At 38.9% G+C, this 15,315-nt stretch carries 16 protein-coding genes and 1 tRNA gene; 8 read left to right on the forward strand and 9 right to left on the reverse strand.

The window, feature by feature from the left end:
- Positions 1-2,715 carry a diguanylate cyclase gene (locus CS931_RS05160; protein WP_099204716.1) on the reverse strand — a complete coding sequence of 905 codons (2,715 nt, stop codon included), beginning with the start codon at positions 2,713-2,715 and terminating at the stop codon, positions 1-3.
- Between the two features lie 848 nt (positions 2,716-3,563).
- On the opposite strand from CS931_RS05160, the gene CS931_RS05165 reads away from it, so the two are divergent.
- Positions 3,564-3,640, forward strand: a tRNA-Val gene (locus CS931_RS05165).
- A gap of 345 nt (positions 3,641-3,985) precedes the next feature.
- On the opposite strand, the gene CS931_RS05170 is transcribed toward CS931_RS05165, so the two are convergent.
- Together CS931_RS05170 and CS931_RS05175 are read right to left on the reverse strand one after the other, a co-directional pair.
- Positions 3,986-4,276 (reverse strand): replication initiator protein A, encoded by a 291-nt coding sequence (locus CS931_RS05170; protein ID WP_099204717.1) that lies wholly within the window; start codon positions 4,274-4,276, stop codon positions 3,986-3,988.
- Positions 4,277-4,405: 129 nt separating this feature from the next.
- On the reverse strand, positions 4,406-4,825 hold the full coding sequence (locus tag CS931_RS05175; RefSeq protein WP_099204718.1) for a hypothetical protein: 420 nt from the start codon (positions 4,823-4,825) through the stop codon (positions 4,406-4,408).
- Positions 4,826-4,952: 127 nt separating this feature from the next.
- On the opposite strand from CS931_RS05175, the gene CS931_RS05180 reads away from it, so the two are divergent.
- Complete coding sequence (locus CS931_RS05180) at positions 4,953-5,291, forward strand: hypothetical protein (RefSeq protein WP_099204719.1); 339 nt, start codon at positions 4,953-4,955, stop codon at positions 5,289-5,291.
- Between the two features lie 145 nt (positions 5,292-5,436).
- Here the strand turns inward: CS931_RS05180 and CS931_RS05185 are convergent, their stop codons facing one another.
- The 4 genes from CS931_RS05185 to CS931_RS05200 form a co-directional block, all read right to left on the reverse strand.
- Positions 5,437-5,760 (reverse strand): hypothetical protein, encoded by a 324-nt coding sequence (locus tag CS931_RS05185; RefSeq protein ID WP_099204720.1) that lies wholly within the window; start codon positions 5,758-5,760, stop codon positions 5,437-5,439.
- 170 nt (positions 5,761-5,930) lie between these two features.
- Positions 5,931-6,929, reverse strand: a complete 999-nt coding sequence (locus CS931_RS05190; protein ID WP_099204721.1) for an ABC transporter ATP-binding protein — start codon at positions 6,927-6,929, stop codon at positions 5,931-5,933.
- Positions 6,930-6,939: 10 nt separating this feature from the next.
- Positions 6,940-7,743, reverse strand: coding sequence for an ABC transporter permease (locus tag CS931_RS05195; protein ID WP_099204722.1), 804 nt, complete (start codon positions 7,741-7,743; stop codon positions 6,940-6,942).
- Between the two features lie 12 nt (positions 7,744-7,755).
- Positions 7,756-8,535, reverse strand: coding sequence for an ABC transporter permease (locus CS931_RS05200; RefSeq protein ID WP_099204723.1), 780 nt, complete (start codon positions 8,533-8,535; stop codon positions 7,756-7,758).
- 479 nt (positions 8,536-9,014) lie between these two features.
- Here CS931_RS05200 and CS931_RS12630 point away from each other — a divergent pair, with 479 nt between their 5' ends.
- The gene (locus CS931_RS12630; RefSeq protein ID WP_159459741.1) at positions 9,015-9,167 is read left to right on the forward strand and encodes a hypothetical protein; all 153 of its coding nucleotides are present in this window, start codon (positions 9,015-9,017) and stop codon (positions 9,165-9,167) included.
- 322 nt (positions 9,168-9,489) lie between these two features.
- Here the strand turns inward: CS931_RS12630 and CS931_RS05205 are convergent, their stop codons facing one another.
- Positions 9,490-9,891 (reverse strand): hypothetical protein, encoded by a 402-nt coding sequence (locus CS931_RS05205; RefSeq protein ID WP_099204724.1) that lies wholly within the window; start codon positions 9,889-9,891, stop codon positions 9,490-9,492.
- 345 nt (positions 9,892-10,236) lie between these two features.
- Between CS931_RS05205 and CS931_RS12635 the strand changes: the two genes are divergently transcribed.
- The 5 genes from CS931_RS12635 (at position 10,237) to CS931_RS05230 (ending at position 14,710) form a co-directional block, all read left to right on the forward strand.
- Complete coding sequence (locus CS931_RS12635; RefSeq protein ID WP_159459742.1) at positions 10,237-11,121, forward strand: alpha-helical endospore appendage domain-containing protein; 885 nt, start codon at positions 10,237-10,239, stop codon at positions 11,119-11,121.
- A gap of 80 nt (positions 11,122-11,201) precedes the next feature.
- Positions 11,202-11,729, forward strand: coding sequence for an alpha-helical endospore appendage domain-containing protein (locus CS931_RS13055; protein WP_143826231.1), 528 nt, complete (start codon positions 11,202-11,204; stop codon positions 11,727-11,729).
- Between the two features lie 206 nt (positions 11,730-11,935).
- Positions 11,936-13,366, forward strand: a complete 1,431-nt coding sequence (locus CS931_RS05220) for a ParB/RepB/Spo0J family partition protein (protein WP_099204726.1) — start codon at positions 11,936-11,938, stop codon at positions 13,364-13,366.
- Between the two features lie 298 nt (positions 13,367-13,664).
- A complete protein-coding gene (locus CS931_RS05225) occupies positions 13,665-14,018 on the forward strand; it encodes a DUF7768 domain-containing protein (protein ID WP_099204727.1) in 354 nt (117 codons plus the stop codon).
- Positions 14,019-14,107: 89 nt separating this feature from the next.
- Positions 14,108-14,710 carry an antirestriction protein ArdA gene (locus CS931_RS05230; RefSeq protein WP_442467195.1) on the forward strand — a complete coding sequence of 201 codons (603 nt, stop codon included), beginning with the start codon at positions 14,108-14,110 and terminating at the stop codon, positions 14,708-14,710.
- A 61-nt stretch (positions 14,711-14,771) separates the two neighbouring features.
- Here the strand turns inward: CS931_RS05230 and CS931_RS05235 are convergent, their stop codons facing one another.
- Positions 14,772-15,242: a TspO/MBR family protein gene (locus CS931_RS05235; RefSeq protein WP_099204728.1), complete on the reverse strand. Its 471-nt coding sequence runs from the start codon at positions 15,240-15,242 to the stop codon at positions 14,772-14,774.
- Positions 15,243-15,315: the final 73 nt, after the last annotated feature.

Raw genomic sequence — 15,315 nt, forward strand, 5'->3', positions numbered from 1 at the left:
TTATTGTTTATTGTTCTTCATCATTTTAATAAAAAAGCTTGCTATATCGGGGTCAAATTGCTTACCCGAACCCTCGGCAATAACTTGCAGTGCCTGCTTTCTACCTTCTTCTGTGTCTCCGCTAAGGTTTAACGCCCTTTCATAATTTTCTGACACCGAAATAATTCTTGAAATAAGGGGAATCTCTTCTCCCTGCAATCCTTTGGGGTAACCACGTCCATCCCAACGTTCATGGTGACTATAAACGCCCCCCGCAATATCCAGCGTTGCAGGAGACAAGTTTAAAATTCGATAGCCGACGATGGGATGTTGCCGAACCAATTCCCTTCCTGCTTCTGTTTGTTCACGTTCACACCCAAAAAGCAGCGAGTCATCCAGCGTGATTTTGCCAATATCATGAAACCAACCTGCGTCTCTCAACTGACGAATTATGGTTTCAGAAAGTCCCATTGCTCGTCCTGTCATTTCACACAACAAGCTGACTTGTTCAGAATGTTGACGTTCTTTCGCACTCTTCTCATGTAAAGCCTTCATAATATCTGAAACGGCTGCGTTACAGAAACTTTTAGAAGAGACATTTTTTTCATGATACATTTCATGCTCAGCATTTTCTAATATCTGCTGTAAACTTTGCCAATGCTTTTGCTTGGTGGCAACTCCAGCTGCCATACTAAAAGGAATCATCTTGATTTTTTGAGAAGCAAGTTCTTCTTTTAGCTTTGCCATTACTTTCACGGCATCGTCCTTTATGGTGCAAGGAAACAAAATTACAAATTCATCTCCACCCACACGAGCCGCTATGTCATTTTCTCTGCAATTACGTTTTAAGATTTTTGCGGTTTTAACCAGCAGTTCATCCCCTGCCGTATGCCCAAATGTGTCATTCAAAAGCTTTAACCCATTCATATCCATATAGAGGACAGAAATCGGTAAATTTAAGGGTGTATCTATCTCCATCATTTTTTTATCGAAAAAAGTGCGGTTGTATAATCCAGTTAAAGAATCATGAAAACTAAGATATTCAATTTGCTGCTCTGCTTTTTTTCGTTCCGTAATATCGATGAAACTAATGACATACCCAATTTTTTTGCCATGCCGAATTTGTGGCAGTATGCGGTATTCAATATCAAAAAAAGATCCGTCTGCTCGCCAAAGAGTATTTTGTTCTGGACGTCCTGCCTCACCAGCCTGCAGATATTCTGTGACAGGTAAGTAATTGTCTAAGTTATGCAAAGCTAGATGATTACTGGGATGAATCAAATCTCGCATCTCTTTTCCCAGTAAGCTCTCTTCATCTTTATATCTTAAAAGTGTTAAAAAGCTCTTATTGTAAAAGGTGCATTTTCCTTCTAAATCTATCCCAAAAACACCCTCTGCTGTAGAATTAAGAATCAAACGCAGTTGATTTCTTTGTTTCTCAAGCATAGTATTGCTTTCATTTAATTCATACGTACGTATTGCGACGGTTTCCTCTAAGTTATTCACTTGCTGCTGAATTTGATCAGCAAGGCTATTAAAAATTTCACTCATAAACCCTACTTCGTCATTTCGAATAATTTGAACACGTTGCTTTAAATCACCTGCTGAAAAAGTCTTAGCAGCAGCTAGAAGAGAGCGTATTGGCGCAAATAACTTTCTTGAAGCAACCCAATAGACGAAAAGAGAAGCAATGCCGACTACGATAACACTTACTACCGTAATCCAAATGTTCGAAGAAAATCCACCGGCCATATAACTTTCCGGAAGCAAAGATATTGTCATCCAATCAATTCCATTATGCTGATATTCTTGTACATCCACATACCATTTTTCGTTTTCACTTTTTATGGTAAAAGCATCTCCATCTGAAAACTCATTATAATTAGGCAACTGATTAAAAATCGAATTATCCAAATCCTCAAGTGTTTTTCTCGTCAAAGTGCCATCAAGGTTATCTTGGGCATTTTCAATATTTGCCGAGTTAGCAATCAAGTACCCTGTGTTTTTCTCTATAATGACAGCATATCCGTTTGATGCGGATGCGATATCACTTAGAGAACTATTTAAATCAGACAAGCGCATATGGGCAACCAATACGCCTCTGAGTTGGTCATCTTCGTCATAGACAGGCACTGCTGTCGACACAGAAATACCTAAATTTGAAAAAGCAGCAAATACTGGTGAAACCACTAAAGCGTTTGCCCTGATAGCTTCTTGATACCAAAGTCGCTCTCTAGGGTCAAAACTTCCCTTGTTTTTAATCACTTCCGTGGTAACCCAATTTTCTTCCGAAGGAAAATAGGGTGCCTGCCCTGGCAGATTTTTATCGTTCTGTACATAAGCCAGTTCTTCGTCTTCTCCGCGATAGGCCGCATAATATTCTCCGTCTACCGTTCCATAACCAATACTATAAAAGGCATTGCCATAGGTGGTCAGTGCACTAAAAAACAGACCCTCCAAATCATCGGTATTGGTTAAATCTATCAAGCCATTTTCCACTAGTCTGCTCGTTACATCAGTCACACTAGCCGGAATCAGTGAGAACTCTGCAATCTTCTTGGAAATATTTTGATTCATGCCTACAGACATAGCCGAAGCTCCACGTTCAATAGAGGCATACCCATTCGTTAAAATTACCAGTCCTGTAATAAAAATACCAGCCATCATCAAGCCCATAAAGATCATAAAAAATATGCTGCGGATAGACATGCTTTTTATTTTGTGAGATTTTTTCATCTTTTCACCATCTGACTATTTCTTTTTTAAAGTTTTCCTGAATCTTTTTGTTTTTGCCGCAATTCAGTCAAACTAATTCTTTCAAACTATTATCTTTAAAGCAGTAATATGCTTTTACTTTAGTTCTATTGCAGATAAAATCCAACTAAGCGTTTTATCCGAAGTAAGGCAGTTTTTTGATGCTTAAAACACTGCTACTGTAAGTTTTTTCCAAAAAAATTATATTCCTATATTCTAAACTAATTTGTATTTATACGTTAATTCTCTTGGTTTCAACAATATCTGACACTTTATCATAACAAAAAATGCAAATTAATAATTCTAAATTCAATTATTTTTTACCAATTTTTGTTTGCCATTAACCTTTGATTAACAAAATGAATGCAAATTTTGCTTTATCATTAACTATATCCCCCACATCAAGGTATTAACTTATGCTAAAGCAATTTTAAAAAGACACCTAGGAGATATTACTTCCCTTCTTACTACCATAACAAGGCAGAACACAGGTTACAATCCTATGCTCTATGTTTACATTTATAGAAGCCACTTCAGCTATCTCGCAATCTTGGCTTTTGAAAACCTGTTAGACATCTGAATTCATCCATTTAATCGACATAAACTGTCAATAAATCCATCTAAAATAACAGAATCAAATCCCTTTCTACAACCATTTCCCATATCATAAATCAGAGATTAATCTTCTACCTTTTATTCTTCATTTTTCTCTTTCGCTCAATAATTTGCAGAAGTTTATAATTTTATTTTTACAACTCTTGACGAAAAAGAAAAATTATGATATTATAAATATCGCTGATTACTACTTAGTGTTAGTTTTCATGCATTATGGGCGATTAGCTCAGCTGGCTAGAGCACCTGCTTGACGTGCAGGGGGTCAGCGGTTCAAGTCCGTTATCGCCCACCATACTTTAAAGCTTTGGCAGAACTTTCTTATTAGATTGTTCTACCAAAGCTTTTTTCTTGCATACCAGAACCTATACTGTATTTCTACCTTATTTCGTTCTTAAACTACATCAGCCGTACAAAATTAAATAAAACATTGAATTTTATTTATTCTATTCTTTTTGCCTTGAATTTCGAATTAAAGACAAAAAACGAATCTTTTTAACTAGTTCGTCCGATGGAGTATCAAGGGGACTGAATTGCACTCTTATTGATTAGATAATGATGAATCCTGTGCAACTACAGCAGAAAAATTCTTGGCGTAGATAATCGTAGGCAACTCTTGACCACGTCTGCATTTTTTAATTTATCCGACTGTCACAAGCTCATTGAGTGCCTTTACGGTCTTCCTATTGCCGCAACAGAGAGTTTCTTTTATCTCTTCTATCGTAAAGATAATGTATGACCGATTCTGTTTGTCAATCCAATTGTTGCGTTGAGAGAATGAATTACGGCTTAAGAGGATACTGTATAAGATTTTGGCAGTGTCTGATACCAAGCGATAGGCAGGGTTGGTGAATAAAACTTTTGGCATGGAAAAGAAACTGTATTGCTCGGCGCTGTTGCCATAAAAGTAGTCTAGGCTTAAGTTTGTCATTTTTTATTTCTCCTCTATTTTAAGAATGGGCAAAAGAAAAGACCTGAGTGAAACCTCAGGTCTTAGTGCTAATATTATTTGAATGTTATTTAAGATTCAAATAATATTATAGAATACGGTAAAATTTATTTATGCTGACGAAATAATAAATGTTTTAATCATACCATTATCACTTTCATCCCTAACTTCTTTAACCTCACCTATATATGTCTGAAAATTTTCAGGTGATACATTGATACTCACTATTTGTACGTTTGAAAGATCGATAGCAACATTATCGTTCTTATAAATAACAGTTATCGTATCACCAACTTCTATGTCATCTACTTTATCTAATCCCGTTATTGGGATTGTGGTATCCGCGGAAAAAGATAAGACTGTCTCGTTATATTCATCGTTTGGCAATACACTAACCTGATAACTGTTATTTTCATTCCAAATCATTTCAGTTATAATTCCTTTATAGTACTTGTGAGTCACCTCAATGGTAACAATTTTAAGATAACGGTCTTCTGTGCAGATCGTTGAAAATATAGTGGTTGCAGTCATACCCTACTAACAACAGATAGTGTTCTGACAGGTCACATTGCTTTTTTACTAGCTTAGTGATACACTTTTTTATATACTATTTTAATTTATAAGTACTTAATTTCAGCACTAACAGATAGGAGAAAAAATGAAAAATTTAAAATTAATTTTAGCTTTTATATGGCAAACTCTTATATCTCTTTTTTCACCATTTGCAATAGGCTTTATTGTTTTATGCCTTACTGGGCGGAGTAAAAGTGATAGTCCTGAAATAGGAGCTGACCTTGATATTTCTATCATGATTGGAGTCGTTGCACTAATCGTATGGCTAATAGCAGCTATACCTGTTACTGTCTGGTTGGGAAAAACACTTTACCATAGAAAGAAATGGATGTGCTTAATTCCTGTCTTATGGTTTATTTTTCTTTTTATATTAGTCGTGATGATAATGGGATTAGGTGAATTTTTAAGTGCTTTTGCTTTTTAGTATATTTTTTGATTTATTATTACGCTCGGCATTTGTGTATAAAAACAGTCTTCAGCAATAGTGTTACTGAAGACTGTTTTTTATTTCAATGCAATATCTCTACTTAATTCTTGAATCTTATATTAACAAAGGTAACTTTATGGATTTAATGATTATACTTGTGGATAACCTGATACCAATCAGCACAATCTTTTCCATAATTATTTGGCATATCTGAAAGAGGATTATATTTACTGAAAGCCATAGCTATTTGCTCTAATGTATAACCGGTAAAACCACTCTTATATGTTAGAGTGGAAAAAGATTTGTATATGAGAGTTAAAGCAGAACATTTTATATTAAAATTAACGTCATCCTTTAACTTATACCAAATGATTTTCATATCTTCAAGATTTTCACTGCTATACTTTCTTTCATCTCTAATAATTCCTTGGTCAACAGCAAAATTAATAGCTTTGATAGCTGTCATTGCAAATATTTGAGCTAATCCTGTGCTGCAATCATGCCTAGATGCAAGAATGTTCTTTACGGCAAGCTCTTTCGTAATTTTGCGAGTGCCATAATTATTTCGGCTAGTCTGAAATATTTCTATAATAGCGTTGGTGAGTTCAGTTGTTTCTTGAGGCTTTTTTGTCCAGTTTATTGTGGACGATTCGATGTCTTATTATTTTCTGAAAATATATTACCCACAATTTGTTCAATGGAAGATTCTTTAACAGCTACATTAATAGGGTCATACATCCTTATAAGCTCAATAAGGGCATTTTTAGCCAGTATATCTGAATTTACCGATACAGTCCAAGTATGTTCATCTTTTGATTCAAGACTATAACCCCTATGGTTTTGCCATACTGGGAAATCGTCAAATGACAGTATTACAGAGTAACCGTCATCATATTCTTCTTTAAATAAATCAAGTCCGCCATCATATAACTTTGCGCCTTCATCAATTAAAATAAGGCGTTTACAGGTGCTTTCAATATCATCCATATCATGGGTTGTTAAAATAATAGTGGTCTCTTTTTCTGCATTTATCTTTAAAATACATTCTCTCAATGCCTTTTTGCTCATAACGTCAAGACCAATAGTAGGTTCATCTAAATAAAGTATATCAGGGTCATGAAGCATTGATAAGGCTAAGTTAGCTTTCATCTTTTGTCCAAGGCTCAGCTGTCTTACAGGCCTATCCATAAAATCACTCATTTGAAGTACATCAATAAACAGCTTTTTATTAGTTTTGTATGTATTATCATCAATCTTGTACATCTTCTTATATACTTCAAATGTATCCTCAATAGGTAAGTCCCAATAAAGCTGAGAGCGCTGTCCGAATACAACACCAATCCTTGCTGCATTTCTTTTTCTTTCATTGTATGGGATAATCCCATTAACTTCGATACTGCCTGCAGTTGGCGTCAATATGCCTGAAAGCATTTTTATTGTAGTAGATTTCCCTGCACCGTTAGGCCCTATATATCCTACTATTTCACCCTTTTCAAGTTCAAAGCTAATATTCTTCACTGCTTCTTTGTACTCATACTCTCTATGAAAAAGTGAACTTAAGCTACCTAGGATACCCGGTTTTGACTTTGCAATTTTAAATGTTTTAGAAACATTTTTAACACTTATAAAAGACATATTCTCCTCCTTATGAACCGGAACTTTGATATTTTGATAACCCCTTATTCCAAGCCTTTATACTTAAGAAAAACATTAACCCCGCCATTAACGGAGTTAAATAAGGCACAAAATCAGGCAAATATGGCGACGAAGGTGTTCTGAGTATCGCTGTTACAGGATAAAAATTAAGAAATGCCAAAGGTAGTACAAACGTTAAAATAATCTGTATGGATGCACTGTAAATTGTTATGGGATAATCTACAAACTGCTTGAATCTAAATATTAAATCCCCAACTGGGTTTTCATTTATAGTTATAAAGCTTATGGAAGATACTGCTATTAACAAAGAAGCTTGTATCAGCGCCGAACTTATCAGCATAATCAAAAACATAAAGGCATTTTGAATATTAAAGGCGTAATCAGTTTGAGGCAGTGTAATCGCTATAACTATTATGCTGAGTATGGTGTGTCCGATATATCCAAAGTTAAAACCGTTATATATTTCATGCATAAACGGGTTTACAGGTTTAATCAAAGCCCCATCAAACTCACCTGTCCGTATCTTGGTAGGTAAATTAATGCATGGTGTAAAAAACACGCATGCTGCAATGGCATAGGATAAAAGGTTAAAAGCGTAAAGAAACATTACTTCTTCAGCCTTCCATCCGCCTAAATCCCCAAAATTACTTATTAGGAAGTACAGGGTAATAAAGGTAGTGCCGTATGAAATCCATTGTCCTATAACACCGGTTATAAAAGAAGCTCTATGTACAAGTTCACCACGGATAGTTTGCTTAGCAAACAGCAAATATAGTTTTATATGCTCTTTCATTTTATCCTCCCCTTAACCCCCGTTTATAGTGATACGTTTTTCTACAACCTTATATATACAAAGACCAATAAGGTTTAAAAGTAATATCCAAAACACAGACACTGATATAATGATCCAAACATCCTGTAGTTGGGTCTTTTGTAGATATAAATTGATAGGCTCAAAGCTAATATATCTAAAAGGTAAGTAATAACTAAAATCATTTAACCCTCTAGGATAAAACCATAACGGGACAACTGTGCCCCCAAACAATGTGGTAAAAGCTCTTAAGTACCAACTTATATACCATGTCTTTTGAGTAAAAAAGGCAAGTAAGCCAAATATATAGGTAAGCTCAAGCATTATTAAACAGCCTAATAAAAGGGATAATAAAAAAAGTAGAAAGTAACTTATATTTGGTACGGGAAGCTTAAAAACAGCGAAACCTAAAATTAATACAGGTAAAGCACTTGTCAAAACATTATATAGATTTTTCCCAAGGTTTTCACTAAAGCAATGGTACTTAAAAGAAACAGGTCTTATGAAGTAGTTGGCAACTGAACCATCCCGTATGGCAGGTTCAAGTTCATTGGCAATATTTGCCGAGGTGAAAGTAGTTATAATAAGGTTTATAACTACAAAAATCATCATATCCTCAATAGTTGTTTCTGATTTACCTGTTGCAGTTAAAGCCGACCATAAATTTATCTGTATAAAAAAAGTCAGCAATGAAACTAATAATCTCATCACCGTTGACGCTGTATATGAAAATTGAGATTTGAATATCTTCCCTGCAATAGTTAGATACTTCATATGCCCTCCATAAATTTACTTTTTCAAATTAAATTATATACTTGCAAAAAAAACTTGTCAATAGAAAAGGCTATGTAGCTTTACGCATATTTAGCCAGTGGGGAAAGAATTTTAGATGCTTGTAATCTCCGTTGTGGATGTTGTATTTTGAGGTCAATATCTTTTAATTCTTTATAGATGTTCTAATAAATTGCATTTGAGTTGGCTTTTATAATACCATTGCTCTTTTAAAGGGTGAGTTACACCTATTCAATTCTTTTTTTAGTTTTTCTTTAGATTTGATAGCAGTCCAGACAGCTGAGTTGACTAAGCTAAATCGCAACGCTGTGAATTAGCTATACGCAAAAATATGATATAGAATCTCTGAATATAGCGCACAAACATCTCCTATTAAAGGAGAGTTTGAAGCAGATGAAAGTTACTTTGGACCAAAGCGTATTCGTGGTAAGTGAGGTCGTGGTGCAAGAAGAAAAACCATTGTGTTTAGGTTGTTTAAACGTGACGGAAAAGTATACACTGAAATTATTCCTAACGCCAAAGCTACTGCATTACAAGGAATTATCAGAACACACGCCCGTAGTCTGTTATTCACACAGACTACGGGCGTGGATATGATGGATTGGCCGATTTAGGTTATGAAAAGCTTTTTCGTGTAAATCAGGGTGAAAATGAATTCTCAAAAGGAAATGGTAACCACATAAATGGTATTGAAAGCTTTTGAGGTTATGCTAAACATCGATCGACAAAATTTAAAGGTATCCCTAAAGATTTATTAAACTTATATCTTAAAGAAACTGAATTTCGCTTTAACCATAGAGGCTTGAATCTCTATCAGCTTTTATTAAAAATCTTTAGGGATAATCCTCTGCTCTAACCAAGACTTTTATTTTATAGTACAGACGATAAATAGCGCCTACTTTTTTATAGCTTTGAGACTTTTGCTAGGATATTTGCTTACGGACAGAATTTACCTTTTACTGTTGTAACCGTTGAATTTTTGCTTTTGTCATCTTTCTGACCGGCTAATCGCATTCTATCATATTTCTTGACGCTACCTGTATAGCTAACGGTTTTTTTGTCATTGTTTGTTGTTGTATGATAGTAATCAACGTTGTCATCAGTTCTCCTATGCATTTTATAACCAAATACATTACTTGTGGAAACATTGTTACTTGAAATGGTTAAATAGTGATTTGATTCATCATCATCTTTGGGTTTATAAAGAGAATATTTTGTGTCATTGAATCCCTTAAAATAAAATGAATACTCTTTGTTACCTGCACTTGCACCAATGGCTGAACTGCCCACCATCATCAAGCCGAGTCCAAACGCTGCTAATCTCTTTGAAAATTCCATAAACATACCCTATTGTTTCTCAATCCATTATTTTGTGAGCCATTTATTTTCTGCCCTGTATCCAAGGGACAATTGTCAAAATCACTAAAAAGTTTCGTTATTTATCCTGTGTTTATATTAAAAATACGCTTCTAATTTCTAATTATAAATTTTAAATGTTACAGAGTTATGTCTGATTTCTTACTTTATAGAAAATAAGACTACATTAATAAACCCTATAACACCCACCAGATTTGTATCTATATATACCCTCTCTATAAAAACTTAGACTACAAAAATGCTTAACTCTCTGCCGTTCTCACCTCACTTTATTTTTAGAATACAATAGAGGAGGAGGTATCTATTATGTCCATGCCTGAATTTCCAAAGCCTGACCCTGCTTTAACACAGGAAGAGGCTCTGAAAATGATTTTAGCATCTATTGCCATGGAAGAAGCCGCGCTTAGCCGCATTATCGATGCGGAAGCAGAGAAGATAAACCATATCTTAGATCAAGCTTCCAGCGGTAATGATTCCGCTAATCTAAATAGTATTTTAGCGGTTAATCAAAGTGTCACTAATTTATTAGAAATTGTATCTCAAAATCAAATGATTTTGAAAAATAAAATGGATAAGGTATTGGCATATTTACCGAATCCTCCTACGCCTCCCTGCCCTCCTGTTCCACCTTGCCCTCCCTGTCCTCCTGTTCCTCCCTGTCCTCCTGCTCCACCCTGTCCTCCTGCTCCGCCTTGTCCTCCTGCTCCACCCTGTCCTCCTGTTCCACCTTGTCCCCCTGTTCCACCTTGTCCTCCTTCTCAATCCCCTTGTTCACCAATAGGTTGTTGCCTATTTAGCATAGCTTGTTTCAATATAATTCCAAGAAACTATTGTTGTCACGAACGTTTGCAATGGAAAGAAAGTAGCGCTTGGAATCGCTTTTCACTTGCTCCCGATGATTCCTCTAAAATTTTAGTACCCCGTACTGGCCGGTTTACCATTGGTTTGGTCCTAAATGTCGGCTGCACAAATTCATCTAGTGTTGGATTAGAATTTATAGTTTCTTGCCGCGATAAATCGCCTATTGTCAAAAAAATAAATATCAGCCCTTATTGCGGTTCTTCTACTCCCTTTAAACAATTTACTGTTCAGATGCCTTGTTCATGTTTTCCATGTTATGCATCTGTTTCTGTGTGTAATCCCTGCGAAATAAATGTTCAGGAAGGTAGGATTATATTCTCAGAACTATAGATGTTGTCCCTTTGCACTCATTTAGACATATAATAGATAACAGACTCTATATCTTTTAAATTATCAGAGAGGTGATATCCTTGTCACAACCATCTTTTCCGGCTAATCCTGACATAACCAGGGATGATGCAGTTAATCAAATCCTGTCTTCTGTTGCTATGGAAGAACTTGGTTTAAGCCATATTATTAACGCCGAAGGAGAAAAACTACAATATATCCTAGGCACACTATCCGGTGTGACTGGCCCTTCCGCAACTATTGAAGATGTTCTCAACGCTAATGCAAGTATTCAAAATCTCTTGCAGAACGCGTCCTACAATCAATTGCTTTTAAGATCTAAAATGCAGCAAGCACTTTCCGCATCTGAAATGACTGGACCAACTGGACCCACCGGACCATCCGGACCCGCAGGAGATCCAGGTGGACCCACTGGGCCTACTGGACCAGCGGGTCCTACAGGAGCACTTGGACCCGTAGGCGCACAAGGTCCTACAGGAGATACCGGACCAACTGGTCCTATAGGTGTCACAGGCACAACTGGGCCAACCGGTCCGGTCGGGGCACACATATTAGGAAAACTGCAAAAAACCTTATTTCATGCGGGATAAGGGATACCACAATAAAATATGAGCTGTCACCTTACGCAGAATACCGCCCCATTGGACAAGCAGGGCGGTATTTCTGTGTCTGGATAGCGGAACTTCGGGACAAGTTGGCCCGAAGTGGAAAGGGGGGATTGCGAATCCCTATGGGGGCTTGATTGAAAAATCAGGCCTTTTTTTCATGCCATAAAACAGATTAGGAGGAAAAGCACATGACAAATAATGAGCCAAATAATCCCGAAGATGTAAAAATCACACCGGGCCAAGAGGCCCCGACAGAAGAAAAAGCGGCTCCCGCACCCCCGCTTGAAGTTGGTGATGATGGATTGGAGCCGCCCACGCCCTTTGATATTCCCGCCCCCGGTGATGTAGTGGTTTCTTTTGACAAAATCAATGAGATTGTTTCCGAGAAACAGGCGGTGGTAAAGGAAGCGGAACACGCTTCTCCCGAAAAACAAGGAGCGGAAAAATCAGCTCTCGCCGATAAAAAAGCAGAGCCGGAGAAGCCCGGCCCTGAAAAAGCAAAGAGCAATGAGCCGAAAACGACTGACAGCAAGCCCAAACCCCGCCAGCCAAAAGCCGCCGACAAAGCGGACAAGAAGCCCTCCCACCCTGCAAAACAGGAAAAACAGAGCAAAGCCGCCCAAGCGGATAAAACCGCCAAGCAAAAGCAATCAGCGGGAATCGGTGGCGGTTCTGTTTCGGGAAAATCTGCCGAACAGCCTAAACAGGAAACACCGCCCCCGGCTCCTGTTCAGCCGCCCGAACCGAGAGAAGCGCCCCGGCCCGAAGAAAAGGAGCAGATTGTTTATCTCAATCTTTCCGAGCTTCACGCTTTCAAAGACCACCCGTTCCAAGTCCGCAATGATGAAGAAATGGCGGCAATGGTGGAGAGCGTTAAGGATAAGGGCGTTACCCAGCCTGCCATTGTTCGGCCCCGTGAAGATGGCGGCTATGAAATTGTATCGGGCCACCGCCGCCAGAAAGCCAGCGAATTAGCCGGGTATGCGGATATGCCCTGTATCGTCCGCAACATGACGGACGAACAAGCCATCACGCAGATGGTAGAGGACAACACCAATCAGCGTGAAAATATCCTGCCCAGTGAACGGGCCAAAGCCCTGCAAATGCAGTTGGAGGCCATTAAAAAGCAGGGCGCACGAACCGGCAACGGACAGCGTTCCAATGAGGTTGTAGCCGAGCGCAACAAAATGACAATCAAGCAGGTACAGCGGTATATCAAGCTCAATGAGCTTGTGCCTGACCTGATGAAAATGGTGGACGAGAAAAAAATAGCGTTCACCCCCGCTGTGGAGCTTGCGTTCATCACGCCTAAAAATCAGCGATATATAGCTATCGCTATTGAGGGCCAGCAGTCGGCCCCCTCACTCTCACAGGCCCAGCGTATGCGGGAGCTTGACGGTAAAAAGCTGTTAAACCCGGATGTTATTGACGGTATTATGCTCGAAGAAAAAAAGGAGGTAGACAAAGTGATTTTATCCAGCCAAGAACTCGGCCAGTATTTCGGGAAGGAAAAGACCCCAAGGGAAATGAAAGACACCATTATGAAGCTGCTTGAGGAAAACAAGGATAAGCTGAAAGACATTTCAGCCCCGGAAAAGAAAGCCGAGCAGGAGAAATAAAGCACTTCGGGCCAAGTTGTCCTGAAGTTTTCTTTTCCGGGGCGTTGCCCCGCACCCCAAAGCTCTAAGGATATAATGTATTCCCCGTCGCCGCTTATTGGGTAGCATAGCCGGGAAAATCAGTCAAGAGCCTGCCGCCGTAGTCGGTGCTTCGCACTCTTGACGGATTTCTCCCAGGTATGCTTTAAGGCAGTCAAGCGACGGGGATATATATTCCTTTGAGCCCCTCCATTTCCATGAGTGGAAAGGGAGGGGATAGGTTGATTACTTAACGCAAGAGAAACGGAGGTGCTTTACCATGAAACGACCATTAGCATATATTACCGCCGCATGGTGCGGCGATCACGATACGGACACCAAACAGGCGGCGCAGTATTGCAGGGCAGTCTATGAAGCGGGCTTTTCGCCCATCTGCCCCCTGCTATATCTGCCCTTATTTCTCAATACCGCTATCCCGGAGGAACACAAAAGCGGCATTGACATGGGGCGTGACCTCTTGCGCCGCTCCCATGTACTGGTGGTGTGCGGCAATGAGGTTGACGAGGATATGAAAAACGACATTGCCATTGCTGGGCGGCTGAATATCACAGCAACCACGCTGGACGGTATTCTGACCGTGAAAACACAGGGCCGGGCGAAAGACAATGCTTGAAGCCTTTATCACCAATTTTGGGCGGTACAATGAGGGATATTTGGACGGGGAGTATTTGAAGCTCCCCGCCCGAGGAAGTGCAGGGCCTTTTGAAGCGAATCCATGTAGACGGTGTACGGTATGAAGAAATTTTCATTACCGATTATATTACCGACATTCCGGGTTTGCGTAGCTGCATGGGCGAAAATGAAAGCATTGACGAGCTAAACTATTTGGCGGCATTGCTGGACGATATGGATGAATGGGAAGTCGAAAAGTTTGCCGCCGCCGTGGACTTCGGGGAATACAATAGTGTACCAGCCCTAATCAACCTTACGCAAAATCTGGATTGCTTCGAGTTTTATTCAAATGTGAACAACGAGGAAGATTTGGGCCGGTACTATATTGAAGAAATGTGTACGCTGGAAATCCCGGAGCATTTGCAGAACTATATTGATTATGAAGCCTATGGGCGGGATATGAACTTGGACGAGGACGGGCGTTTTACCGATGGCGGCTATGTGGTGCGGACAGGCTACAGCTTTATCGAGCATTACAACCGCCGTGAGGATTTGCCGGATAAATACCAGATTTTCGCTTACCCAGAACCGGAAAAATCCATCAAGAAAACGCTGGAAAGCTACGGCAAGCTGATAAGCGAAACCGTCACCGCCGCCCATGAACGCCCCCAACCTGCCAATGAGGAACGTTGAGGAACGATAAAAGACTTCGGGCCAAGTTGGCCCGAAGTCTTAAAAATCGCAATATGGTTTATTAATTCAGAAGCGCTATGCCAAGATTTAAATATCCCGCAAAAGTTACCCATAACAGGTATGGAAGCATTAAATACATTGCCGGTTTTGAAATATGTGCAAATGAAATCATTGTAGTTAAAATCAAAAGCCATAAAATAAGTAGCCAAACAAATGCGAAAAAATATAGCCCTAAATTGAAAAACCAAAACGTCCACAAAAAATTGAAAAAGAGCTGTACTCCGTATAACTTGATGGCTTTGCTAACACTTTTTTGCGGCGCACTTGATGTAACAATTAAATAGGAGGCGATGCCCATGAGTATATAGAGGATAGTCCATGCCACAGGGAATAGCCAGCCGGGGGGTGACAATAGCGGTTTGTTGAGCGTTTCAAACACCCTCATGCTGTCCTTTGAAATAAAGCCCGCAATCCCACCCACAATCAGTGGAATAGCGATACAAATTAATAGTGTTTTCCATTTGATTTTCAAGCAATCACCCCTTTGGATATAGTATACGCCAAAAAACTATGGACTATGAAGATAAACCTACGAGCACTGTTTC

The organism is Scatolibacter rhodanostii (genome assembly GCF_900197595.1).
Classification (GTDB): domain Bacteria; phylum Bacillota; class Clostridia; order Oscillospirales; family Acutalibacteraceae; genus Scatolibacter; species Scatolibacter rhodanostii.

Coding starts and splice junctions, on each gene's coding strand:
- CS931_RS05160 (WP_099204716.1), bottom strand. CDS start 2,715: ATGAAAAAATCTCACAAAATAAAAAGCATGTCTATCCGCAGCATATTT.
- CS931_RS05170 (WP_099204717.1), bottom strand. CDS start 4,276: ATGACAAACTTAAGCCTAGACTACTTTTATGGCAACAGCGCCGAGCAA.
- CS931_RS05175 (WP_099204718.1), bottom strand. CDS start 4,825: ATGACTGCAACCACTATATTTTCAACGATCTGCACAGAAGACCGTTAT.
- CS931_RS05180 (WP_099204719.1), top strand. CDS start 4,953: ATGAAAAATTTAAAATTAATTTTAGCTTTTATATGGCAAACTCTTATA.
- CS931_RS05185 (WP_099204720.1), bottom strand. CDS start 5,760: ATGACAGCTATCAAAGCTATTAATTTTGCTGTTGACCAAGGAATTATT.
- CS931_RS05190 (WP_099204721.1), bottom strand. CDS start 6,929: ATGTCTTTTATAAGTGTTAAAAATGTTTCTAAAACATTTAAAATTGCA.
- CS931_RS05195 (WP_099204722.1), bottom strand. CDS start 7,743: ATGAAAGAGCATATAAAACTATATTTGCTGTTTGCTAAGCAAACTATC.
- CS931_RS05200 (WP_099204723.1), bottom strand. CDS start 8,535: ATGAAGTATCTAACTATTGCAGGGAAGATATTCAAATCTCAATTTTCA.
- CS931_RS05205 (WP_099204724.1), bottom strand. CDS start 9,891: ATGGAATTTTCAAAGAGATTAGCAGCGTTTGGACTCGGCTTGATGATG.
- CS931_RS12635 (WP_159459742.1), top strand. CDS start 10,237: ATGTCCATGCCTGAATTTCCAAAGCCTGACCCTGCTTTAACACAGGAA.
- CS931_RS05220 (WP_099204726.1), top strand. CDS start 11,936: ATGACAAATAATGAGCCAAATAATCCCGAAGATGTAAAAATCACACCG.
- CS931_RS05225 (WP_099204727.1), top strand. CDS start 13,665: ATGAAACGACCATTAGCATATATTACCGCCGCATGGTGCGGCGATCAC.